Source organism: Reichenbachiella faecimaris, assembly GCF_900176375.1.
GTDB lineage: Bacteria > Bacteroidota > Bacteroidia > Cytophagales > Cyclobacteriaceae > Reichenbachiella > Reichenbachiella faecimaris.
Genome location: NZ_FWYF01000001.1, coordinates 311721 through 336427, shown reverse-complemented (window position 1 = coordinate 336427; position 24707 = coordinate 311721). Strand labels below are relative to the sequence as shown.

Annotated in this window: 18 protein-coding genes; 13 read left to right on the top strand and 5 right to left on the bottom strand. The window is 38.9% G+C overall.

Going from position 1 to position 24707, the window contains the following annotated elements; translation table 11 throughout:
• Positions 1-75 precede the first annotated feature (75 nt).
• A complete protein-coding gene (locus B9A58_RS01325) occupies positions 76-3420 on the bottom strand; it encodes a VCBS repeat-containing protein (protein ID WP_084370626.1) in 3345 nt (1114 codons plus the stop codon).
• A 282-nt stretch (positions 3421-3702) separates the two neighbouring features.
• On the opposite strand from B9A58_RS01325, the gene B9A58_RS01320 reads away from it, so the two are divergent.
• The 7 genes from B9A58_RS01320 to B9A58_RS01290 all read left to right on the top strand — a co-directional run bounded on the left by B9A58_RS01320 (position 3703) and on the right by B9A58_RS01290 (position 14996).
• Positions 3703-6867 carry a SusC/RagA family TonB-linked outer membrane protein gene (locus B9A58_RS01320; protein WP_084370625.1) on the top strand — a complete coding sequence of 1055 codons (3165 nt, stop codon included), beginning with the start codon at positions 3703-3705 and terminating at the stop codon, positions 6865-6867.
• A 30-nt stretch (positions 6868-6897) separates the two neighbouring features.
• Complete coding sequence (locus B9A58_RS01315) at positions 6898-8397, top strand: SusD/RagB family nutrient-binding outer membrane lipoprotein (protein ID WP_084370624.1); 1500 nt, start codon at positions 6898-6900, stop codon at positions 8395-8397.
• A 400-nt stretch (positions 8398-8797) separates the two neighbouring features.
• Positions 8798-10765 carry a glucosamine-6-phosphate deaminase gene (nagB, locus tag B9A58_RS01310; RefSeq protein ID WP_262501963.1) on the top strand — a complete coding sequence of 656 codons (1968 nt, stop codon included), beginning with the start codon at positions 8798-8800 and terminating at the stop codon, positions 10763-10765.
• 58 nt (positions 10766-10823) lie between these two features.
• Positions 10824-11915 carry an acyltransferase family protein gene (locus B9A58_RS01305; protein WP_084370622.1) on the top strand — a complete coding sequence of 364 codons (1092 nt, stop codon included), beginning with the start codon at positions 10824-10826 and terminating at the stop codon, positions 11913-11915.
• 109 nt (positions 11916-12024) lie between these two features.
• Positions 12025-12882 (top strand): hypothetical protein, encoded by an 858-nt coding sequence (locus tag B9A58_RS01300; protein WP_084370621.1) that lies wholly within the window; start codon positions 12025-12027, stop codon positions 12880-12882.
• The gene (locus B9A58_RS01295) at positions 12882-13859 is read left to right on the top strand and encodes an ROK family protein (RefSeq protein ID WP_084370620.1); all 978 of its coding nucleotides are present in this window, start codon (positions 12882-12884) and stop codon (positions 13857-13859) included. The genes B9A58_RS01300 and B9A58_RS01295 overlap by 1 nt, the downstream gene beginning before the upstream one ends.
• A 114-nt stretch (positions 13860-13973) precedes the next feature.
• Positions 13974-14996, top strand: coding sequence for a hypothetical protein (locus tag B9A58_RS01290; protein ID WP_084370619.1), 1023 nt, complete (start codon positions 13974-13976; stop codon positions 14994-14996).
• Here the strand turns inward: B9A58_RS01290 and B9A58_RS01285 are convergent.
• The 4 genes from B9A58_RS01285 to B9A58_RS01270 are packed head-to-tail and all read right to left on the bottom strand — an operon-like array spanning position 14964 to position 17646.
• Entirely contained in the window at positions 14964-16037 is a 1074-nt protein-coding gene (locus B9A58_RS01285) for a hypothetical protein (protein ID WP_084370618.1), read from the bottom strand. The genes B9A58_RS01290 and B9A58_RS01285 overlap by 33 nt on opposite strands.
• 36 nt (positions 16038-16073) lie before the next feature.
• Positions 16074-16589, bottom strand: coding sequence for a hypothetical protein (locus B9A58_RS01280; protein ID WP_139793702.1), 516 nt, complete (start codon positions 16587-16589; stop codon positions 16074-16076).
• A 24-nt stretch (positions 16590-16613) separates the two neighbouring features.
• Complete coding sequence (locus tag B9A58_RS01275) at positions 16614-17063, bottom strand: hypothetical protein (RefSeq protein ID WP_084370616.1); 450 nt, start codon at positions 17061-17063, stop codon at positions 16614-16616.
• A 43-nt stretch (positions 17064-17106) separates the two neighbouring features.
• On the bottom strand, positions 17107-17646 hold the full coding sequence (locus B9A58_RS01270; protein WP_084370615.1) for an RNA polymerase sigma factor: 540 nt from the start codon (positions 17644-17646) through the stop codon (positions 17107-17109).
• A gap of 202 nt (positions 17647-17848) precedes the next feature.
• Between B9A58_RS01270 and B9A58_RS01265 the strand changes: the two genes are divergently transcribed.
• The 6 genes from B9A58_RS01265 (at position 17849) to dapB (ending at position 24705) form a co-directional block, all read left to right on the top strand.
• A complete protein-coding gene (locus B9A58_RS01265; protein WP_084370614.1) occupies positions 17849-19483 on the top strand; it encodes a CTP synthase in 1635 nt (544 codons plus the stop codon).
• A 4-nt stretch (positions 19484-19487) separates the two neighbouring features.
• Positions 19488-21323, top strand: coding sequence for a membrane protein insertase YidC (yidC, locus tag B9A58_RS01260; RefSeq protein WP_084370613.1), 1836 nt, complete (start codon positions 19488-19490; stop codon positions 21321-21323).
• A 283-nt stretch (positions 21324-21606) separates the two neighbouring features.
• On the top strand, positions 21607-22389 hold the full coding sequence (locus B9A58_RS01255; protein ID WP_084370612.1) for a ParA family protein: 783 nt from the start codon (positions 21607-21609) through the stop codon (positions 22387-22389).
• Positions 22390-22414: 25 nt separating this feature from the next.
• Positions 22415-23329 carry a ParB/RepB/Spo0J family partition protein gene (locus tag B9A58_RS01250; RefSeq protein ID WP_084370611.1) on the top strand — a complete coding sequence of 305 codons (915 nt, stop codon included), beginning with the start codon at positions 22415-22417 and terminating at the stop codon, positions 23327-23329.
• 61 nt (positions 23330-23390) lie between these two features.
• On the top strand, positions 23391-23933 hold the full coding sequence (locus tag B9A58_RS01245) for a DUF5683 domain-containing protein (RefSeq protein WP_084370610.1): 543 nt from the start codon (positions 23391-23393) through the stop codon (positions 23931-23933).
• Between the two features lie 58 nt (positions 23934-23991).
• Positions 23992-24705 carry a 4-hydroxy-tetrahydrodipicolinate reductase gene (gene dapB / locus B9A58_RS01240; RefSeq protein WP_084370609.1) on the top strand — a complete coding sequence of 238 codons (714 nt, stop codon included), beginning with the start codon at positions 23992-23994 and terminating at the stop codon, positions 24703-24705.
• Positions 24706-24707 lie beyond the last annotated feature (2 nt).

Sequence of the window (24707 nt, the reverse complement as noted above, 5' to 3'; positions counted from 1 at the left end):
GACAGATGAGAATATTTAGCCAAGTAGTACAAAAACGAAGCTAAACGGCATCATGTCAAAAGGTTGGTTAAGGAATTAATCCTGCGCCAGGATAAGTTTTAAATTGCCATTATTACTAGCTGCCAAAACTCCAAATGTGGAACCTATTTGAATACAGTCCAGCGCCTTTACGTCTGAATTGAACGAAATTCCAGATCGCTCAAATTTTACAGGTTCGAAGTTGCCCTTTCCATTGCCAAGCATTAGAAGGCCTCTGCCCGCATCAGCTCTTGGTGTTTCTATTTCTGATGCATACAAATTGCCTGCAATAACCACATCAGCATGTCCATCCTCATTAATATCCTTGATAAGGAAATCATTAATTGGTGCAATTTGGGCTTCCATAGGCAAGGGGTGAGCTTTGAACTTTGCGCCACCAAGATTTTCTAAATAGATGCTAGAAAAACTTTCGACTTGATAAGTTAAAGCACTGGCTAATTTTTCTGGAGTATATACTTGGCTGAGCGTTGCGCCAGCAAATTCAGTATACGTTGGGAATTCTTTTTTCAGTGAAGGAACCTGACTGGCAGAGCAAGACCTGCCACGTAGTGGATACTCCTTGCCAAAATTGTAATAGCTCAGTATAATATCATTGGAATTGTTGTCATCAAAATCATAATAATGAACACTAAAGGGTTCCTTTTCGGAGGCTTTATATTTGTAATTCAACCCTAAGTTGCCGACTAAATAGTCCTGGTCTCCATCTTTATCTATATCTGAGCCCTCTATACTAAACCACCAGCCATGACTATTTTGCAAGGATGGAATTTCTACTTTCCTCAGTACATTATTTTCATTTTTCAGCAGGGTTATTGGCATCCATTCTCCTACCACTATCAGATCTGTACTGCCATCTCCATTGAAATCTGACCACATGGCATCTGTAGCCATACCCATGTCCAAAAGATCTGGTGCTATTACACCTGTCACGTCAGTAAATACCCCATTATTGTTTTGGAGTAATCTGGAAGAAGTAGGAGCAGGATAATTGTGTGGATCTAATCGCCCAGTTAGTAATAAGTCGAGGTCATTGTCCTGATCAAAATCGAATGGTCGGATTTTTGACCCACTCATGCTGATCTCAGGGAGAAGATTATTTGAAAGACTAAATGAACCTAAACCATCATTGATGTACAGACGGTCATGGTAATACTTTGAACCCAATTCAAATTCATTGCCTCCACTTACGATATACAAGTCAAGATCACCATCATTGTCAAAATCGATAAAGGCAGCATCCACATCCTCAAACTTGCTATCTTCATCTTTGAAGTTTTGTCTGCTGAAACTTCGTTCCATCGTTTGAAAGTAGATGGCTCCAGATTGTCCTGATGCTCCTCCCACAAAAAAGTCATCAAGTTGGTCATTATTTAAGTCGCCTATTGCTAGTGCTGGACCAAAATTCGAAAGCTTATGAGGGAGTAAAATTTGTGACTCAAAATCATCAAATTCATTTTCTTCATGAACAAAATCAATACCCATGCTGTCAATAACTGAAGTGAAAAATTTTGAAGTGGGTGGACTTGCAGGAGCAGGGTTCCCTTGTGCTAGATCTGAGTCAATGATCAGTGTTTGGTTTACCTTGACTTCGTAAAGGGTTGATTTTTCACCATTCAGCCACTCTACTTCCAATAAATCAATGGATTCAGTCTTGCCCAAACCAAAATGAATAATACTTTCACTGGTAGAAAACATGCCACGAACATTGGTTAGTTCCTGATACTGAGTCTCTTCACCATATTTTATTTTCACTTTAGTGCCAAGCATGGTTTGATTGATTGTTGGTTTGATCTGCACTCTCAGATAGTTATTTTCCTTATTAAAATTATTTCTATAGATGGAAGCCTTGTCGTTAATGTTGTTTATTACTAAATCCAAATCACCATCATTGTCCAAATCAGCATAAGCAGCACCATTTGAAAATGTTTTTTGATTTAATCCCCATAGATCAGATACCTTGGCAAACGTGAGATCTCCGTTATTTTTGAAGGTATAATTGGCCAATTTTTGAGAAGGAATGATTGACAAGGCTTCTTCAAGATCAAGAATATCCCAAATGCTCACATCACCTGCGTTCGGATTGGCCTTGATGTAATCGTTGATTGTGTTTTCAACATACTTCGGGAATTTCTTTTTAGCATCTGTATTTCGCATATCACGCAATAGGCCGTTGGCTACAAAGACATCCTGATAGCCATCATTGTCAAAATCAGCAAAGAAACTTGACCAACTCCAGTCAGTACTTGACAAGCCGCTTAGCTGGCCAATATCACTGTAGGAAGAGTCTCCTTGATTCATCTGCAACATATTGTACATGTATTGATAGTGACCACCATTTTTCACCACATTCCAAAATGCTTTAGGATTCATCCCGCTCATATTGGCTTTTAGTCTGAAATTGTCTTCAGCAGACATATCCGTGACCATTATATCCAACTTGCCATCATGATTAATATCAGCTGCATCCACACCCATACTGAAATAAGACATATGGTTTAGCTGTTTGACAGCTTGATCACTGAATGTTCCATCGCCGTTATTTATATACAAAAAGTCTGGGGCTTCGAAATCGTTGGTCACATAAATATCGATCCACCCATCTCCATTTAGATCAGTTGTAATGACACTATTGCAAAAACCAGATTTGAGCAATTTCGCCCTCACAGTAACATCTATAAACTTACCATTTCTGTTTTCAAGTAATCGAGGACTATACTGTGGCGCTAGTAAGTCTATCCCATAGTATGCTGAGTAGTTGCCAGGGTTGGGGGGTTGATTAAGCAAAAAGACATCTGGATCTCCATCTTTGTCATAGTCGAAAAATGAAGCATGTCTAGTTCGTTGATTTTCGGCCAATCCATATTCCTGAGCTCGTTCCGAGAAAGTCAAATCACCATTGTTGATATATAATTTGTTTTCTCTCAGTTTGGGAGATTCATCATAAAGTTCACGACTCAGATAGATGTCTAAATGACCATCCATATTTATGTCGACTAACGTCACTCCAGACGTCCAACCTCCATCATTGATGATTCCAGCTATTTCAGTTTGATCTTGAAATGAGAATTCTCCCTGATTGATGTACAACTTATCACTAACCAAGTTGCCGCCGAAAAAGATATCTGTTAGACCGTCATTATTAAAGTCCCCAAGCCCAACACCACTTCCTTGATAGTAATTGTCATAAATCAATATATTTCTTTCAGTTTCGTCTACGATTGTGTTTTCAAAAGTTATTCCCGACTTTTCTGAAGGAATGAGGGTGAATTTTTTTTTCTCTGTGTTGTCGGCCTTATCGCATGCGCCTAGCATGATGATCACTACAGCAACACATGAAGATTGCTCAATTATTCGCAAGAGGACTGTCAATAATTTTTTCATTATTAAATATTTTTGGTCTAGCGTGATTCAAATATTATCAACTACATAATTATATGCCAATATGAATTAAAATACTCTCAGGTGATATAAAGTTTCGCTGAATAGGCAAGCATTGTCTGCGAATAGCAGGAATTGATAGGTTAAGATAGAATTGCAAAAGTCAAGTGCAAACAAAGGATATTTAGCACCATTCAGCTAATATTTTTTGCCTCTAGCTATAGAATAATGAAAATTAAGGATGCTAAAATCTATTAATAATGACTAAATCTAAAATTTAAGTCTATGAAACAGAGAATACTTTTATTAAGTTTTATGATGTGCATCTTTGTATTTGCACACGCACAGACCCGAACCGTATCAGGTAATATCATCGGGTCAGATGATTCATCGGGACTGCCCGGTGTGAACATAACACTAAAAGGAACCACAACAGGTACTATAAGTGATATGGACGGTAACTATAAAATTGAAGCTTCAGAAAGTGACGTTTTGATATTTTCATTTATTGGTTACAATACCCAGGAAGTTACTGTTGGTGGGAGATCATCTATCGATATCACTTTGAACCAGGATGCCACACAATTGAGTGAGGTGGTGGTGACATCTTTGGGTATTGAAAGAGAAAGAAAGTCTCTTACTTACTCAGTATCAGAGTTGAAAGGGAAAAGTTTGACAGAAAGCAGAGAGTCAAACATAGCCAATTCTCTTTCGGGTAAAATTGCAGGTGTTCAAGTAAGCAAAACAGCTTCAGGTGCCTCTGGTTCTACCAGGGTGATTATTCGAGGCAACAATGTATTGGACGGAAATAACCAACCACTTTATGTAGTTGACGGAGTTCCGATTGATAATCAAAACCTTCAAGCTGCTGGTAGATGGGGTGGTATAGATTATGGAGACGGAGTCTCTGATCTAAACCCAGACGATATTGAGAGCATGACCGTATTGAAAGGTGGTAGTGCTACTGCTCTATATGGATTTAGAGCTGCTAACGGTGTCATCTTGGTGACTACTAAAAAAGGGCAAAATAAAGAGGGAATTGGAGTCGAATACAATTCGAATTTTACTTTTGAAAATGCACTTATTACTCCTGATGTTCAAAATGAATATGGACACGGAATTGGAGGTAATTTCCCGACAACTCAAGCAGAGGCACTTAGCCTAGGAACGGGTGTAAATGGTACAAGTTGGGGTGCTCGAATGACTGGACAGTCAGGAGCTGCTTTTTGGGATGGAGTAAGTAGACCCTATAGTGCTCAACCAGATAATATTAAAGATTTTTATGAAACAGGAACAACCTTCACTAATACTTTAGTCCTTTCTGCAGGTACAAAGGCCAGTGATTTCAGAATGTCATTGTCTAAGTTGGATAATAAAGGGATTGTGCCTACAAGTGAATTTGAAAGATATTCTGTGAGCTTTAGAGGGACTTCACAGATTACGGATAAACTATCAGCTGATTATAAGTTAACCTATATTAAAGCTGAAGCGAAAAATAGAGTAAATATGTCTGATATCATGGATAACCCAGCCAACGGTTTGCTTTTTCTTCCACGAAGTGTGCCATTGTCTAGTTTACAGCCTTACAAAACTGAGGACGGATTGCAAAGACTATACACTACTGATGATTTCAGGTTGAATCCTTACTTTGCAATGAACGAAAACACCAATAATGATCGTAAGGATCGTATGATGGGTTATGCTGCATTGAAGTATCAGTTTACTGATTGGTTAAGTTTGCAGCTAAGAAGTGGTACTGATTTCTATGCATCTGATCGATCAAATAGAGTAGTGGTTGGAACCAGATATAGAATGGGAGGCCAGATTATTACAAATCAGTTCAATGTAAGAGAAAACAACTCTGATTTCTTGGTTACTGTAGCAAAAGACGTGACAGAAGATATATCATTTTCAGTAAACCTTGGAGGAAATCATTTATTACAAGACACCAAGCAAGTTGGATTTGATGGTCAAGGGCTAGTTATACCTGGTTTTTATCACATTTCAAATGCTCAAACGGTAACTAATCTTCAGAACAACTCTACCACAGAAGTTAATTCTCTTTATGGAGCTGCTTACGCATCTTACAAGAACTTCTTATTCTTAGATGCTTCAGTTAGAAATGATTGGTTTTCCTCTTTGGCACCTGGAGATGTTTCGGCACTTTATAGTTCAGCTGGACTTGGCTTAGTGCTTACAGAGGCATTGAATGTGGAGTCAGATGTCTTATCATTTGCTAAAATTAGAGCATCTTATGCAACAGTGGGTAATGGATCACCTGCACCTTATTTGAATTCGTTGACTTATGGTGTAGCTACTTCAGCAAATCCAACATTTGGGTTCTTAGGTTCGATTGACAATCAATTTGTACCTACCAGCAATATTCCAAATTTGGACCCAAAACCTTCATCTACCAAGGTTCTTGAATTCGGAGCTGATTTAAGATTCTTCAACGACCGATTGAGTTTTGATTTTGCTTACTACAAAAATCAGGCAGTTGATCAAATCTTAAGATCATCAGTATCTAAAGCTTCTGGGTTTGACAATATTACATTTAGTGCAGGACAGATCGACAACAAAGGTTTTGAATTCCTTGTAAAAGGTACACCAATTCAAACCAGCGATTTGAGATGGGATCTGTCATTCAATTTTGCTAAAAATGAAAATATAGTTCATTCACTTGCAGAAGGAGTAGATCAATTTGTATTGGGACAGGATAGAAATGTATTTATTACAGCTCGTCCAGGTGAGTCTTATGCATTAATTGAAGGCTATGACTACCTGAGAGATGATAATGGCAATAAAGTTTTTGGATCGAATGGGTTGCCATTAAGATCTGAAGAGACTGAAGTACTTGGTACAGCTACTCCAGATTGGACTGGTGGTATAGGAACAACTTTGACTTACAAAGGTATTTCTTTCAACGCATTGATTGATATCCGTCAGGGTGGAGAAATGTTCTCAATATCAAATCGAAATGCTACAATTCAAGGAAATAGCGCTCAATCTCTTGAAGGAAGAGATGCTTGGTACGCAGGTACTGGAGGATATGTAGGTGCTGGAGTAAGCCAAGATGGATCTACCAATACAGTAGCTGTAGACCCAGAAGTTTATTGGAATACGGCTCCTGTAATCGTAGATGCTTCTGATGCCAATGTAGGAACGGGAAGCGTTTCAGCGCAAGGTATTATTACAGACTTTATATATGATGCAAGCTATATCAAGATGCGTGAAATGAGCATTGGATATACGCTTCCTCAGTCACTTGTGGGCAATATCTTTAGCTCAGTTAAAGTGTCTGTTGTTGGAAGAAACTTATTCTTCTTGAAAAACAATTTACCAGGGTTTGACCCAGAGTCAAACTACAACAATGGTAATGCTCAAGGAATTGAATCTGGTTCGATTCCGACTACTAGAAGTTTTGGATTCAATCTAAATCTTCAGTTTTAATTAATTGATTTACTATATAAAATTTATAATATGAATTTTTATAAAAATATTAAAATGACACTAGGCATACTTGCAATAGTATCCTTGGTCAGTTCATGCGACGATGGATTTGATGAATTAAATGTAAATCCTAATGCTTCTCCCGTAATTTTGTCTGACATGCTGTTGGCATACACGCAAAATGGTATAGCGGCTCATAGATATGAAGCTTGGAGATCTAATTTATTGCATGCAGCTACGAATGCCAATCACATGATGACGCCGTGGAGCACGCCTTATGCAACTAATGAAGGTTGGAATCCAGCGTACTGGGATAGAATGTATGTAAGAGAAGTATCCAACATCAAAGAATGCATCTCTATCATTGACAACAACAGTGAGCTTAGTGATGCTACCAAACTAGGTAAAAAGTCAATTGCCAGAATATGGAAAGTTTTCATTTTCCATAGAATTACTGACTTTTGGGGAGATGTACCATACAGTGAGGCTGGATTAGGACATACTGCTGATGGTACTGTTACCCCTGCCTATGACACGCAAGAGTCGATTTATGCTGATATGCTTAATGAGCTTGCAGAAGCGGTAGGTGATTTGTCTCCAGGTGGGAATTCATTTGGAGCTAATGATATTCTTTATGGTGGAGATCATGACTCTTGGATTGCATTTGGCAATTCTCTAAGACTGAGATTAGGGATGAGATTGACCAATGCCAATGCTACATTAGCGCAATCAAATGTAGAAGCTGCTGTAGCTGGAAGTTTGATTTCGTCTAATGCAGGTACTGCAAGAGTTCCTTTCTATTCAGCTTCAAATGATGATCAATGGAGTGCAGAAAGTAATGGTAGTTCAGCACCAATTCAGGCTTTCACTGGAAGTTTTATGACCGCTGATTTTATTAATGTCCTAGTTGACAATGCAGATCCAAGGCTGCCTGTTTATGCATTGCCTACTTCAGGCACTGTAAATAACGGCAATTACATGGGTGTGCCTAATGGTGCACCTGCTACACCAATCACTCCTGCTATTGGAGTAGACTACTCATTGCCAAATAACACAACAGTTTTTGCAATAGATGCAGACGCAGTATTGTTAGGTTATCCAGAAGTGTTGTTTCTTCTTGCTGAGGCAGCTGAAAGAGGATGGAATGTATCTGGTGCAGGTACGGCACAGGAACTTTATGAACAAGGTATCTCGGCCTCTCTTCAGTATCACAATGTAGATGATGGTGGTACTTACAGTGCAGGTGCTAATGTAGTGTTTAATACAGGAGGATCTACTGAGGATAGACTAGATCAAATTGCTACTCAAAAATGGTTAGCTCTTTTTGGTGATGAGTACGAATCCTGGGCTGATTTGAGAAGAGCAAAGGGTAGTGCTGGATTAGATTGGTTTACCCAAGTCAATGGTGCAATTCCAGAGAGATTGGATTATCCAGTGACAGAGCAGACCTTAAATGGTGATCAATACACTGCAGCTGTTGCAAGACAAGGAGCAGATAATGAGGCTACTAAGATTTATTGGTCGAAATAGTTTAAATAATAGTTAAACTGCTGGTTTGAAGATTTTTCGAATTTGACAGTTTGACAATTCTAAAAAGGAGGTGAAATTAAATTCACCTCCTTTTTTTTGCTGAAGAGCTATGATATAAATGCATCCAGCGAAATAATTTCCTTGCCTTGATGAACTACTCTACATTAGTCATCACATGAAGTAATAGTACACAAGAAATTAAATTAGAGTTTTGGGTTAGAAAGGGTCACGTTTTGCGTGATCTTTTCTTTTTTAGACCCTTTAGAAGCTAGTTTCCCGTTTAGCTTCAAAAAATATCCCTTTAGCTAATATATTTCCTCTCCATGCTGTCAATATCTACTTTTATTTCTCAATAAAAGAGGTGAAAGTGTAATTACTCACTTTCTAAAGAAAATTGGATATGAGTGTAACAATGGTAAAAGGAGCTACAATAGCCACATCGAAGAGAACCAGTCGCAAGGAGTGGAGTGCGATGGAATCCACCAAATTCGAGAAGATACATACCGAGATATTTGAAGGTGCAGATGAAGCATCAAAAATCATAGCGCAAGAAATTGCCGCACTGATCAGGTATAAAACAGAAAAGAACGAGAAATGTATTTTGGGATTGGCCACGGGTTCTTCACCCATCCAGGTGTATGCCGAATTGGTCCGAATGCATAAAAAAGAGGGTTTAAGTTTCCAGAACGTAGTTTCATTTAACCTGGATGAATATTATGGATTGGATAAGACAGACAGCCAGAGCTATATACACTTTATGCATCATCACCTATTTGACCATGTGGATATTCTTCTGGAAAACATCAATGTACCAAGCGGAAAGATTGCCTTCGAGCATATTGCAGAATACTGCACCCAGTATGAAGAAAAAATAGAAAGCTATGGCGGACTGGATTTTCAGCTCCTGGGCATTGGCCGTACCGGCCATATCGGGTTCAACGAACCCGGCTCTAAGATCAGTTCAACCACACGGATGATTACGCTAGATTACCTCACCCGTCAAGACAATGCCTTTGCTTTCAACAGCATGGCGGATGTGCCCAGAAAGGCAGTGACCATGGGGGTAGGCACCATTCTCAAAGCCAAGCGAATCGTCATCATGGCCTATGGCATGAAGAAGGCCGAAATCGTACGAAAAACTGTAGAGGGTGAAATGTCATCAGATGTGCCGGCCACTTTTCTCCAACAGCATGACGATGTTTCTTTCATTCTGGATGAAAACTCAGCGAAAGATTTGACCAGGTTCGAAACACCATGGATAGTAGGCGATTGTGAATGGACAAAAGATCTAAAAAGGAAAGCAGTGGTTTGGCTGAGCCAAAAATTGAACAAACCTATTCTCAAGCTTGCTGATCGCAACTATAACGACCACGGCATGTCAGAGATACTAGGCGAAGGTGGCGCTTATGAGGTGAACATCAAGATGTTCAACCACTTTCAGCATACCATTACCGGGTGGCCAGGTGGCAAACCAAATGCAGACGACACCAACCGTCCAGAGCGAGCCAATCCTGCCAAGAAAAGAATTATCATATTTAGTCCACATCCAGATGATGATGTGATCTCCATGGGAGGTACCTTCTTGAGGTTAGTAGATCAAGGACATGAAGTGCATGTAGCCTATCAAACTTCAGGAAACATTGCAGTGGCAGATCACGAAGCCCATCGTTTTGCAGAGTTTGCAAAGGAGCTTTATGAATATGCAGCCGGCGAAAAAGCAGACCATAAGGTATTTGATAAACTTTTAAAAGACCTAAGGTCAAAGTCAAAGAAAGAAGTCACTTCAGTAGATGTCAGAAAGGTAAAAGGACTGATCAGGAGAGGAGAAGCCATCAGTGCCTGTAGGTATTATGGTATTCCGGACAACCAGGTGCACTACTTAGACTTGCCATTTTATGAAACGGGCAAGGTGGAGAAGCATCCGTTAGGCAAAGCTGATGTAGAAATCATCAAAAACCTAATTGCAGAAGTCAAGCCTCATCAAATATATGCTGCTGGCGATTTGGCAGACCCACATGGCACCCATGAAGTATGCCTGAAAGGGATTTTTGCAGCTTTGGAAGACTTGAAAAAACAGAAGTACATGAAAGACTGCTGGGTATGGTTGTACAGAGGCGCATGGCACGAGTATCCGATTGACGAAATCGAAATGGCTGTTCCCATCAGTCCAGAAGAGCTATTGAAGAAAAGAATGGCTATTTTTAGACACCAGTCGCAAAAGGACGGCGTGGTATTTCAGGGAGATGATAGTCGTGAATTTTGGCAAAGGTCTGAAGATCGAAACAAAGAGACTGCCCAAATGTACGACAACCTTGGCCTGGCAGAATATGAAGCCATAGAAGGATTTAGAAGATATCATTTCCTTTAAGTTGGATAATGAAATTGCTCGACGAATATTTCGTCGAGCCAACCTTTAATTCCATAATTTGAATAAAGATCGACTCCTTAGCCTCGATGTTTTCAGAGGCCTCACAATTGCTGCCATGATATTGGTAAACGACCCTGGTTCTTGGTCGTATGTTTATTCACCATTGCTGCATGCCGAATGGCATGGATGCACACCTACAGATTTAATCTTTCCGTTTTTTCTTTTTATGGTAGGAATGGCTGTTTCGATTGGAATGCCAAAAACAGGTGAAGCCAGGAAACAAATCACCAGGAAAATATTAAAAAGAAGTCTATACCTCGTCCTTATAGGTTTATTTCTGAATGCATTTCCAAGTTTTGAGTTTGCTTCACTTCGGATTCCAGGCGTACTTCAGCGAATAGCCATGGTATTCTTGGTCATTGCTTTGATGCATCACTATATGAGCCATAGAGCTCAAATAATTATTGGTTCAAGTCTTCTGATAGGCTATTGGATTATCATGACTTTTGTACCTGTACCAGGTATTGGTGAGGCCAACTTAGAATCAGACACGAATTTTGCTGCTTGGTTTGATCGTCTCTTCCTTACTGATCATATGTGGAGTATGAGTAAGACTTGGGATCCTGAAGGATTGCTAAGTACGCTACCAGCTATAGGTACTGGGTTGTTAGGAATTGTTACAGGGCAGTTGCTTTTCAGAACTGAAGAGAAGTTGCATGGACTGGCCAAGGTCTTTGTATTGGGAAATCTCCTGATCATGGCTGGGTTGATCTGGGATATGTTTTTTCCTATTAACAAAAGTTTATGGACCAGCTCCTTTGTCTTATATACTGGGGGTGTGGCTATGAATTTCTTTGGAGTACTTTATTGGTTGCTTGATGTATTAAGGTATCGATCAAAACTTACCTTCCCCTTTGAAGTGTTTGGGTCTAATGCAATTACTGCCTATGCTTTGTCTGGCATCTTAGCCTCGCTTTTTGGGATAATTCCGCTAGGAAATAGTTCTATACATCAAGTTTTATATGATGGTTTGGTTGACATTTTTGATGATTATTATTTTGCATCATTCATCTATGCGCTCGGATTTGTCGTTCTTTGTTATTTACCTGTACTGTTGTTGTATAGAAGGAATATTTTCATCAAGGTGTAGGTGAAATTTAAAATGTCATAATAAATTTAAGTTTTATTGTAATTTATTTTAAGAAAATCGAGCAATACGAAGAATACATTTAATTTCGAGTTCAAGCCAAAAATTCAATATGATACTCATCGGCACTAGCGGATCATCTAAATGCGACTGGGAGCTTATCCAAGACAACAAAAAAGTGTTGACCTTGAGTTCTAGCGGAATCAATCCATATTTTCATACTGAGGATATTATTGAAGTATCTGTGCGCTCTTTGGGAGAACTGGTGGCTCGCATGGAAGAGATCGAAGTAGTTTTCTTTTATGGTAGTGGCTGCTCTAGCAAAAAACTTCAGAATATTGTCGAACGATCTTTATCTAGAATTTTCACAAAATCGCATATTTATGTCAATCATGACATAGTAGCGGCTGCATTTGCTACCTATGAGGGCACACCCAGCATTACCTGTTTGATGGGCACTGGAGCCAACTCCTGTTTTTTTGATGGGGACATTGTCCGGCAAGAAGTTCCTGGGATAGATTATGTATTAGGAGATGAAGGGAGTGGGGCCTACTTTGGTAAGATTTTGCTTCAGTCATTTTTGCGCAAGCAGCTACCACCTGAAATCGCAACAGCATTCGAACAAACATACAACATTACCAAGCATGATATTTTGCAAAATGTTTATATGAAACCTTTTGCAAATGTGTATCTGGCATCATTTTCACAATTTATTCACGAACACAGAGATCATCCATTTTTTAGAGTAATTCTAAAAGATGGAATCAGAAAGTACGTTGAAATTTATTTGGAGTGTTTTTCAGATCATAAGAATTACACGGTTCATTTCGTGGGTTCAATACCATACTTTTTCGAGGACATTTTGAGAGAAATTTTAATAGAAAAAGAAATTGCTCTAGGCCAGATCATCAAGGAGCCTATTGAGCATTTGGTACAATATCATATTAATAAACACTACACTACAAAATAATGCTTGAATTAATAGTTGGAATAGATATAGGAGGTACCAGTACGAAATTTGGTCTGGTGGATACGACTGGCAAAGTAAGGATACATAGCAGTATTGCGACAGAAAACCCGAATATTGAGGGTTATATTACAGAATTGGCCCATGCGGTCAGACAAGCTAAAGACAGTTTGGATGAACCCGTCGAATTCTTGGGCATTGGTGTAGGTGCGCCAAATGCCAATTACAAAAAGGGAACAATCGAAGATGCCCCAAATCTTCCATGGCAAGGTACTATTCCACTTGCTAGTCTTTTAGAGGATGAATTTAATGTATCAGTAAAGCTAACGAATGACGCCAACGCAGCCGCCATGGGCGAAATGATGTTTGGTGGAGCGAAGGGCATGCAAGACTTTATTGCTATCACCCTAGGGACTGGTTTAGGTTCTGGTTTCGTCGCGAATGGCCAATTGATCCAAGGGCATGATGGACATGCCGGAGAGCTGGGACATATCGCATATAAAATAGGAGGGGGTCGCCTATGTAAATGTGGAAAAAAGGGCTGTTTGGAAACCTATGTTTCAGCGACTGGATTGAAGAGAACGGTCTATAAATTATTGGCTGATCATCACATGGACAGCGAATTGAAGAGATATAGTTTTGATGACCTCAATACCAAAATGGTAGCAGATGCGGCTAACAATGGTGACATTGTGGCAAAAGAGGCATTTGAATACACAGGAAAAGTGCTGGGGGCTAAACTTGCTGATGCTGTTGGGCATACAAGTCCTGAAGCCATTTTTATTATGGGTGGATTGGCCAAAGCAGGTGATCTCATTTTCAAACCTACCATCAAGCATTTCGAGAAGAATCTGCTCAATGTTTATCAGGGAAAAATCAAAATATTACCATCCGAATTGGATAGTACGCACACACCTATCATTGGTGCAGCCAGTTTGATCTTGGAAGATATAGAAAATGGCAAAAGTGTACCAGTTTAATGGAGCCCGTAGAACCGTCTTAAAACGTTTCTTTGGTAAAGGTTGATTTGAAAGGATGACCTATTATTGCAGTTCTATATTTATGGAATTATATACTTTGAACTGTATTATTTAATGACTCTTCTTAAGGTGAAATTTTTATTTTTTTGCTCTGCATTTCTGCTCAGCTTATTTTCCCATGCTCAAACTGGATTTCTGTCAGGTATTTACATTGATGCACCTGACACAGTCAACCTTGTATACTCTGAAGAAAATATCTGGATAAATGATTCTACGGCACTTGTTGAAATTGAAGGTGGCACTGAATTAGCTTTCAAGGCGAGCATACAGTCTGTTCTGTATTTAAGTGGTCAAAAGGTACAGGTATTAAAAATTGATGGTAAGTGGATTTTTGTGAATACACTTATAGACAATGGAAAAATCAATTTGTACAAGACCCTTGTGTCCAGCAAACTTATTGCTCAAAAAGGAGATAGCATATTGGTCTTTGAATTGGATCGTTTTAAATCCGATTTGCAATCTTTTATCAATGACAACCAATCAATTGTAGAACTGATAGATGATTCCTGGGTCGAACCATACAATCTTAATCAGTTTGAAAGTATAGCAGTTTCCGTATGTCAACAATACAATAACGTCACTGATTCTACAGAAAGTCAAATTCAAACCCATAGGATACAGTACAAAAGATTAGCAACTATAAAGGCCGGACTTTCAAATGAATTCGGCGTATTTACTGATGGAGTTTTAACCAATTTCTTTTCCAAAAATATCGCAATAGACCTTGGGTTCAGTATAAAATTCCGTAGCTACAGAAAGGAGAACATGATAAATAATTTAGTGCCAAGCAATACTGATGTTAATTTATATGGATTGATTCTTCCATTTGGGGTAAGGTATTATTTGAGCAGGAAAACAACTAATATAAGTTTGGTAGGCGGGGCTGAGGTTGGTATGGAGTTTTTCAGTAGTTCTCAAGATGGAAAAAGTAAATCCAATTCAGCTGAATCTGGAATTTATCTGGGTCTGGGGATGAGCTGGCCGATCAATACCAAACAATTAATTGGCTTTGAAATGAAATATGCTACGTTAGAAAATTTTGGTTCATTTAATGTTGGTGGAACCTTTACTTTCTAAAGCCAAATTATATGCAATAGAAAATCCAAAATAGCCATTAGATTCAAATTCATATTCTGCCCCATCCAAGTTGCGCGGAATGTTATAGTTATAGCTCAAGTAGAAATTCAGCCTTTTTTTGGTTTCAAATAGTATCGGAAGCGTCAGGTAGTAATTCATCAAACTAAAGGTAGTTTCAGAAGAGTCTGAAAGAAAGAGGAGTTCGTATGCCTGAGTCTGAATGGCGTTAAGTTCCTCTCCTGAATTCACGGCATCCCTCATTCGAATCAGAAAACCAGCAGTAGTATTAGTATAGCCAGCATCACGAAGGCGATCAGCAAAAAATATCATTTCTCTATCACTGGCGTGCTGAAATCTGGTGAGATGATTGGTTCGTGTATATTGAGTAGTTATGTTTTGATTGCCAAACAAAACAGCAATGGATGGAAGAAAGGTGATACGTTTAAGTGGTCCAAAACCTTTGGTTTCCAAATTCCCAGTTAGATTCCAAATCAATCTATGTGCAGTTTCTGACCCAAAAGAAAAGGAATAATCAATACCCGTATAAACGTACTTAAAATCCTGTGTGATAGAACTGCTGAGCGAGTTGGTCAGTGTTTGATAATCTTCTTTTTGGGAATAAAAAGAGTGATCGTAAGAAAAACTGTAAGTTGTCTTTTTTTTGATCTGACCTATATAACCCAAAGTAAAAACAGTAAGGTTGTACTTTGGGTCAAATTCACTATTCCAGAAACCAGTTGCATCAGCATATAAACCTGAGTAATGATAAAAAGATAGGGCTGGAGTGAGGCCTTGCTGATCAATGCCAAAATCTCGGCCTGCTGATGTCACTCTACTGGAATAGCCAAATCTCATCTGAATTTGAGATTGCTTGGGCTCGGGTTTTAGAAGCTCATCTATCAGTGCAAATAGGGAAGTAGAGTCTGATTCATTTTCAAATATGGCATCCAATTCCGCGTCAAGTACTGCCAGCTCATCTTGAAGCTGAGTTTGAGCATAGGTCTGAAAGGGTAGGCCAAATAATCCTGCCCAGAGGGTCATAAATATGGTTAAAGTACGGGTATGCAAAAAGAAGGATTAATTGTTTCTTTTGTTTCTCATGCGTTCATTGTTTTGTCTTCTGAGCTGCTCGCTAGAGTTTTGTTGCTGTTGTCTTCTTTGATCCAGACGATCAAGCAACATTCTTTTAAAATCACGTTCAGCATTTTGAAGATTCATGAGCTGTTTGGAATCTATTACTTTTAGCATTCTATCTGAATACTCCTTTTCCAGATTAAGTTGTTTCTCTTTCACCTCGCGACCAAAATTCAGCATGTCCTGTGTTTCTTGTTCAGTTGCGGTTTCAGGGTTGAAATTTCTTCTGGCCTGAGCAAATTCGTGGTGGTTTTCTCTTCGCTTTTGACTGTACTCATTATATATGGGCCAAAATTGCTGGGCGTCTTCTGGCGTAAGGCCCAGCCTCTCACTGATCAGAGCGATTTTTGCTGACTCGATTCGTTGACGGGCTTCATCATTTTGAGCCTGTGCAATTGTGGCTATTGCGAGCAGCATGATCGCTAGGAATAGTTTTTTCATTAGTACAAATATATTCATGGCTTTTATTTTTAATATCAGTGCTTACATAATTTCTGTTGAGTAATCAAGTTCCGAGTAAATGGATTCCAAATCCTCTTCAGACAAGTTTTCGTCTATGATTACGTCTTCGATTAAACTTATTTCATCTAGCAAATAGTTTTCATTTATGGCTGCAATAATTTCATCAGTGCTGATGTCTTCTTCATATAGATATTCAATTAAGTCTTCCGAATTTAGATCAGCGAGTATCTGTTCTGTTGTGGATAGCTCAGTCCCTTGAGGATACCAAAACCAGCCAATAAAAAAAAGTGCAATTACGGCGGTCGCACTCCACACCATCTGCATTCTAGTTATGAAAAAAACGCTTGATACTCCATTCTTCTGGTTGATCCTTGACTGGATTTTTAATGGTAAACCATCAAAATATCCATCAGGTACTTGATGGATGTTCTTCCTATCAAGTGATTCTATATCTATTTTCTTATTTTTCATAACATAAGCGTCTGAACATTAGACAGTCCATTCGAATGATGGTTTAATCAAGCTGTAAAAATTGTTCAATTTTTTTTACTGCTAAGTGATAACTGGCCTTTAAAGCACCTTCACTGGTTTTCGTGATTTCTGCTATTTCTCTGAATTTCATGTCGTCAAAATATTTCATGTTAAAAACCAGCCGCTGTTTGTCCGGCAGCCTCAATAGTGCTTTTTGCAACTTCATTTGTATTTCTTCCCCACTGACGTGCGAACTTTCATCCAATTTATCAGACAGTTCATTGGCGACATCATTGATGGGTAGAAAAAACTTGTTTCTTTTCTTCTTTAAAAAATTCAGACATTCGTTGGTGGCAATTCGATAAATCCATGTGTAAAGACTTGAGTCCTCACGGAATTTGTGAATATTATTCCAAACCTTAATAAATACATCCTGTACCAAGTCATCCGCATCATCGTGATCAATCACCATCTTCCGAATATGCCAATAAATCCTTTCCTGATACTCACGTACCAGCAAATTGAACCCATAATTTCGGCTCTCCTCATTGCTGAGTTTTTCTATAAGTTCCTGGTCAGTCAAAGTAGTGCAATTTGCAACTTAGATGCTTGAATCGAGTAATGGTTTAAAATGAATCTGATTAAATTTGTTATTCGTATTTTGGATTTATCCAAACTTCCTGTTTTTACTACACTTCTCAAAATATTATCTAGCCCGTCCCAAGATTATTAAGTCTAATACCATAACTTTGAGCCCCGTAACAAAAGTTTCGAATACACATCAAATGACATCTACAAAATACATTTTCGTTACGGGCGGGGTTACCTCTTCTCTTGGTAAAGGAATCATATCAGCATCTTTAGGTAAGTTATTGCAAGCCAGGGGGTTTTCAGTGACCATTCAAAAATTGGACCCATACATCAATGTAGATCCTGGTACGCTCAATCCTTATGAACATGGAGAATGCTACGTCACAGATGATGGTGCCGAAACTGACCTTGACTTAGGTCACTACGAAAGATTTTTGAATGAACCCACCTCTCAAGCAAATAATGTAACGACTGGTCGTATTTATTACAATGTCATTAAAAAGGAACGGGAGGGAGAGTTTTTAGGCAAGACTGTTCAGGTTGTTCCGCACATCACAGACGAAATCAAAGAAAGCATTTACCGACTTGGTAATACTGAAAAATATGATTTTGTAATTACTGAAGTTGGCGGGTGTGTAGGCGATATTGAATCCCTGCCATTTATAGAAGCCATGAGGCAGGCCAGATTCGAATTGGGACCCACCAATGCGATCAACATTCATTTGACATTAGTGCCCTATTTGGCAGCAGCTGGAGAATTAAAAACTAAACCAACTCAGCATTCAGTAAAGCAATTGTTGGAAGCGGGAGTTCAGCCAGATATTTTAGTATGCAGAAGTGAACACAAACTCAGTGCTGACCTCAGGAAAAAAATAGCACTGTTCTGTAACGTACCTGTAAATTGCGTAATAGAAGCACAGGATGCGGATACTATTTATGATGTGCCATTATTGATGAGAAAAGAAAAACTGGATGAAAGGGTACTCGCCAGAATGAAATTCTCTTATAAAAAGGAGCCAGGACTAGAGCACTGGAAGAATTTTTTAGGTAAGCTCAAAAACCCTGTCAATGAAGTGAATATCACGGTAGTTGGAAAATATGTTGAACTACAGGATGCGTACAAATCTATCTCAGAGGCTTTTGTACACGCAGGTGCGGAAAATGAATGTAAAGTAAAAGTGAAATGGTTGTCTTCAGAGTCTGTAACACCAGACAATGCTACCAAGCAACTGGAAGGTGTTGATGGGTTGTTGGTCGCACCAGGGTTTGGAGAAAGAGGAATAGAAGGAAAAATTGAAGCAATCAAAATTGCCCGTGAAAGTGGTATTCCTTTCTTTGGTATTTGCCTAGGTATGCAATGTGCGAGTATAGAATTTGCAAGAAATGTATTGGGACATAAAGATGCCAATTCTAAGGAAATGGCTGAAAAACTGAAACATCCGATCATTGATATCATGGAGGATCAAAAAAATATCACAGAGATGGGGGGGACCATGAGATTAGGGGCCTATGATTGCAACATCCAAAAAGGCACTAAGGCGTACAATGTCTATGGGCAAACGAAAATTCAGGAGCGTCATAGGCACAGATATGAGTTTAATGATGCCTATCTAAAAGACTTTGAAGATAATGGCATGATAGCTTCAGGGAGAAATCCTAAAACAAATTTGGTTGAAATCATTGAGTTGAAAGATCACAGATGGTTCGTGGGTGTTCAATTTCATCCAGAACTAAAGAGTACTGTTCTCAATCCACACCCACTTTTCGTAAAGTTCGTAAAAGCGGCCCTATCATATAAGAAAGATAATTTATCAGAAAATAATAATTAATTAAATGGATAAAAACCAGATCACAGGTTTGGTCTTGATGCTTGCATTGATGACCATATATTTTCAATTCTTTGCTCCGGAAGTGCCAGAGCAGCCTGTCGAAACAGAAACCATTGAAACTGCTGCACCTGCTGCAGTACAACAAGCCAAAATTTCAAATACTACCGTTTCGGTTGCGGAAGATTCTTTGACTTCAGCTCTTCATAAAGAACGATATGGCGTTTTTGCGCCATTTGCTACTGGGGAAGCAGAGGAAGTTAATATTGAAAACGAATCGGTTAAAATTGTTCTTTCCAGCAAAGGTGGTATAGTAAAAAGAGTCGAACTCAAGGACTATTTGACTTATCAGAAAGACCCATTGGTATTAATAGATAGGAATAGTAGTCAATCAGATTTATTGTTGGCTAGCAACTATAAGCCAATCAACGTTTCTGAACTGTATTATCAAGTCGATTATCGCAAGCTTAAGGTGGAAGGGGAAGATTCCTTGACTGTAAGCTTTAAAGTAGCTTTGGATAATGGGAGATACTTAGAACATAAATATACCTTGGGAGGTACAGGATTTCAATTGAGATATGAAATCAATCTCGTAGGTATGGATGGGGTGATTGATAATCAAGATGCTCAACTGACTTGGGTGGACAACATGAAGAATGTTGAGCATACACTCAAAGAGTCAAGAGCAAAAACTACAATCAATTATTTGCCTATTGGCGGTGACTTTGATGACCTGGGAATAAGCGAGGGAGCAGAATCTGAAACGATAGAGCAAGGACTGAAATGGTTTGCTTTTAAGCAGAGATTCTTTTCGGCAGCTCTAATTGCAGAGAACAAAATATCAAAAGCCACTTTAAGTACCTACGTAGATACATCTGATAGCACGACTGTAAAATCTGGTACTGCAGTGCTGACTTTGCCCATTGGTGATTTGAAGACTGGCAAAGGCCAATATCAATACTACTTCGGACCCAATGATTATACGGTTCAAAAGAAGGTAGTTGATGGCTTTGAGCAGAATGTTGATCTGGGTTGGTTTATCTTCAGATTGGTTAACAAATGGTTGATTATACCCATATTCAATTTATTGGAAGGTGTGATTTCAAACTATGGTGTGATCATTATCATCTTGGTATTTGTGATTCGATTGATCTTGGCACCATTGACTTACAAGTCGCACATGTCCATGGCGAAGATGAAAGTACTGAAACCAGAAATGGACGCGATCAAAGAGAAGCATGATGGTGATATGCAGAAGTCTCAGCAGGAAACCATGGAACTCTATAGAAAGGCTGGAATCAATCCATTGAGTGGTTGCATCCCTGTATTGTTACAGTTTCCTTTCTTACTGGCCATGTTTAACTTTTTCCCTAATTCAATAGAATTGAGACAACAAGCATTTCTTTGGGCGACGGACTTGTCTACTTATGACAACGTCCTGAATCTTCCTTTTGAAATTCCATTTTATGGTTCTCACGTCAGTTTATTTTGTCTATTAATGACTGGTTCTACGTTGTTGTATACTTGGTCAAACAGTCAAATGAATACACAAATGCAAGGGCCTATGAAGTCGATGCAGTACATGATGCCTATTATGTTCTTGTTCTTTCTGAATAGTTTCTCTGCGGGTTTGACCTTCTATTATTTCGTGTCCAACATTGTTTCTTTCGGACAAATGGCTTTGTTTAGAAAGTTTGTAGATGAGGATAAGATTCTGAAAGTAATGGAAGAGAACAGAAAGAAGAATGCCAATAAAAAGAAATCCAAATTCCAGCTCAAACTGGAAGAAGCGATGAAAGCAGGCGAAGAACAGCGCAAACAAAAAACTAAGAAAAAGAAGTAGTACGTACTCAGAGTTACCTGCAAGGAACTTTGAGTTAGAATTTAATTTCAGAGTTCTTCATGAAGTAACTCTGAGAGGATAAGAAAAAGAAGTAAATTTAAAGTCCCGCAACTAGCGGGACTTTTTCGTTTCTAGGCAATTAGCTATTTATCAACATTTGGATGTGGAGAAGTTTCCAGAGACAAATAGAATAAATGTGGAAACGAAAATTATATTTGCCAAGGTCGATGAGGTGTAATTATCGACCTACTGACAATTTTCATTAAATCTGACAACGAGCTATATGGGCAAGATCATCTCAATTGCAAATCAAAAAGGTGGAGTAGGGAAAACTACTACAGCGATTAATCTGGCAGCAAGTTTAGCCGCACTGGAATACAAGACGCTTTTAGTAGATGCTGATCCTCAGGCCAACTCTACGTCAGGTATTGGTGAAGACCCTAAGCAAGTGAAAGCTGGGATTTATGAATGTATGGTGGATGCTATTGACCCGTATGAGTGCATCATAAAATCTGAAATTGATTATTTGGATTTATTACCTTCTCATATAGACTTGGTGGGTGCTGAAGTAGAACTGGTAAACTACGATGAGAGAGAAATGAAAATGAAAACTGCATTGGAGGCTATCAGAGGAGATTATGATTTTATCATTATTGATTGTTCTCCGTCACTTGGCCTCATTACAGTCAATGCGCTAACTGCTTCAGATTCTGTAATCATTCCTGTGCAATGCGAATACTTTGCCCTAGAAGGTTTGGGCAAATTATTAAATACGATTAAAATTATTCAATCCAGGTTGAATCCTGATTTGGAAATTGAAGGCATATTACTTACGATGTACGACATGCGTTTGAGGCTTTCAAACCAAGTGGTAGAAGAGGTAACCACACATTTCAAATCAATGGTATTTGACACCTTGATCCCAAGAAATATTAAGCTCAGTGAATCGCCAAGTTTTGGTTTGCCAGCTATCTCTCATGATGCAGAAAGTAAAGGAGCTATAAGCTACTTGAATCTTGCAAATGAAATTGTGGCCAACAATGAACAACTGGCTGAAATGGCCTAACTGACCGATTAAAAAAGATACTTAGATGAGCCAAAAGAAAGCAAATAGAAGAAATGCGTTAGGTAGAGGGTTAGGTGCACTATTGACTGATGATGGTGGCGGAGAGAATAACGTATTGGCTAAAAAGCCTCTTCGTGAAAGAAGTGCTTCTGCTGGTAGTATTGCAGAAATTAATCTGGATCAGATCGAAGTTAATCCATTTCAACCCAGGACTGATTTTGATCAAGAAGCCCTACAAGAACTCTCTGAATCTATTAAGGTTCAAGGCATTATTCAGCCCATCACAGTTAGAAAATTGAACAATAACTCTTTTCAGTTGATCTCTGGAGAGCGAAGGTTCCAAGCGAGTAAACTGGCTGGACTGGAAAAAGTGCCCGCCTATGTAAGGACTGCTGACGATCAGCAAATGCTAGAAATGGCGCTGATTGAAAATATACAACGTCAAGATTTGAATGCCATGGAAGTGGCACTGAGTTATCAGCGTTTGCTTTCTGAATGTGATCTTAAGCAAGAGCAATTGGGGGATAGAGTAGGCAAGAAAAGGTCTACAGTCAATAATTACTTGCGCCTCTTGAAGTTGCCACCAGATGTTCAGGCAGCTGTAAGAGACGGGAAGATATCCATGGGCCATGCCAGGGCATTGATTAATGTAGAAAGCACCTCCCTGCAATTAGAGCTTCTCAAGAAAATACTAAATGAAGATCTTTCAGTAAGAAAGGTTGAGGCCTTGGTGAAGCAGGCATCATTTCCTGATGAGCCACAAGAGGCTCCTGAGCAAAAAGTAGAGAGTAAAGAGATATTAAGTGTTCAAGACAAGTTATCTTCGCACTTTGGGACGAAAATCAAGATCGCCTCAAAAGATAACAACAAAGGAGAGATCAAAATACCTTTCACTTCCGTCGCGGAATTGAATCGTCTTTTGGAAATCATTGACGCTTAAATACAAAGTGAAATCATCGGTACTTGTCTGGATAGGATGTTTAGTCATTAGCACATCAGCTATGTCTCAAAATGAAACTATTATTCGTGCCAATAGGGACTCTACAGTGGTCATGTCTGGGTTCGACAAAATTGACACCTTTCAAAGTAAATCAACACTTGACCCTGATAAGGCAGCACTTTATGCGGCCATATTACCAGGTCTTGGCCAAATGTATAACAGGCAATACTGGAAGCTCCCAATATTATATGGAGGTGCCATGGTGATTGGCCATTTCATTAAGTACAATAATGATTTTTATAATGCCTTTCGCAATGCCTACATAGCGGAAACAGATGGCAATGAGGACACAGTAAACCCATTTGATCAATTTTCTGAGCAAGCGCTGCAATTGAATGCTGAAAGATTTAAAAGAAATCGTGATTTTATGATCATTATGGGGGTGGTCTATTATCTTGTTCAAATCGTTGATGCTCACGTATCAGCTCATCTAATAGAATTCAACATCAATGATGACTTGGCTTTGCAGCCAACTTATTATCCACGAGAAAAATATTTTGCCCAAAATGTAGGGATGTCTTTGGTTTTTAAATTGAATAAATAGTAATAAATCAAAGATGGCTCGCACTAATCAACTGTTTAATAAATTAAAGTACTGAGTAATGAAAGTAGGATTGGTAGGGTATGGAAAAATGGGGCAAGCCATTGAGAAAATTTTGATAGCCAAGGGTCACAGTATTTCTAAAATTATCAATATTGATAACATAGACGGAATCAAAGCAATCAACCCTGAAAATACTGATGTTGTTATTGAGTTTACAGCTCCTGAATCTGCTCTCCACAATATCAAAGCTGTACTAACCAATAAGGTACCAGTAGTTTCTGGAAGTACAGGATGGTTGGATCATTACAGTGAGGTGGTGGATTTCTGCAACCAGCAGGGTGCAGGTTTCTTCTATGCTTCTAATTATAGTTTGGGTGTAAACATTTTCTTTAAGCTCAATGAGCAATTAGCAAAAATGATGAATGGCCAGAACTATGAAAGCTCAATGATAGAAATTCACCATACGCAGAAATTGGATGCGCCAAGTGGTACGGCCATTACATTAGCAGAAGGCCTGATAGCTAATAATGACAGTAAGACCAAGTGGGTAAATAAAAATTCAAACAACCCTGAAGAACTTGAAATTATTTCTGAGCGTGTAGATCCTGCGCCTGGGACACATGAGATTACTTACAGCTCAGTAGTGGATACCATCAAGATCAGCCATGAAGCACATAGTAGAGAAGGTTTTGCTCAGGGCGCAGTACTTGCAGCAGAGTTTATGGCTGGAAAAAAAGGAATTTACTCCATGGACGATTTGCTCCAACTTTAGGA

Excerpts from the sequence above, each read along its gene's own strand:
- B9A58_RS01300 (WP_084370621.1), top strand. The coding sequence starts at position 12,025 with ATGATACTCATCGGCACTAGCGGATCATCTAAATGCGACTGGGAGCTT.
- dapB (WP_084370609.1), top strand. The coding sequence starts at position 23,992 with ATGAAAGTAGGATTGGTAGGGTATGGAAAAATGGGGCAAGCCATTGAG.
- B9A58_RS01295 (WP_084370620.1), top strand. The coding sequence starts at position 12,882 with ATGCTTGAATTAATAGTTGGAATAGATATAGGAGGTACCAGTACGAAA.
- B9A58_RS01275 (WP_084370616.1), bottom strand. The coding sequence starts at position 17,063 with ATGAAAAATAAGAAAATAGATATAGAATCACTTGATAGGAAGAACATC.
- B9A58_RS01285 (WP_084370618.1), bottom strand. The coding sequence starts at position 16,037 with ATGACCCTCTGGGCAGGATTATTTGGCCTACCCTTTCAGACCTATGCT.
- B9A58_RS01325 (WP_084370626.1), bottom strand. The coding sequence starts at position 3,420 with ATGAAAAAATTATTGACAGTCCTCTTGCGAATAATTGAGCAATCTTCA.
- B9A58_RS01290 (WP_084370619.1), top strand. The coding sequence starts at position 13,974 with ATGACTCTTCTTAAGGTGAAATTTTTATTTTTTTGCTCTGCATTTCTG.
- B9A58_RS01315 (WP_084370624.1), top strand. The coding sequence starts at position 6,898 with ATGAATTTTTATAAAAATATTAAAATGACACTAGGCATACTTGCAATA.
- B9A58_RS01255 (WP_084370612.1), top strand. The coding sequence starts at position 21,607 with ATGGGCAAGATCATCTCAATTGCAAATCAAAAAGGTGGAGTAGGGAAA.
- B9A58_RS01280 (WP_139793702.1), bottom strand. The coding sequence starts at position 16,589 with ATGAATATATTTGTACTAATGAAAAAACTATTCCTAGCGATCATGCTG.
- B9A58_RS01320 (WP_084370625.1), top strand. The coding sequence starts at position 3,703 with ATGAAACAGAGAATACTTTTATTAAGTTTTATGATGTGCATCTTTGTA.
- nagB (WP_262501963.1), top strand. The coding sequence starts at position 8,798 with ATGAGTGTAACAATGGTAAAAGGAGCTACAATAGCCACATCGAAGAGA.
- B9A58_RS01265 (WP_084370614.1), top strand. The coding sequence starts at position 17,849 with ATGACATCTACAAAATACATTTTCGTTACGGGCGGGGTTACCTCTTCT.
- yidC (WP_084370613.1), top strand. The coding sequence starts at position 19,488 with ATGGATAAAAACCAGATCACAGGTTTGGTCTTGATGCTTGCATTGATG.
- B9A58_RS01245 (WP_084370610.1), top strand. The coding sequence starts at position 23,391 with ATGTCTCAAAATGAAACTATTATTCGTGCCAATAGGGACTCTACAGTG.
- B9A58_RS01250 (WP_084370611.1), top strand. The coding sequence starts at position 22,415 with ATGAGCCAAAAGAAAGCAAATAGAAGAAATGCGTTAGGTAGAGGGTTA.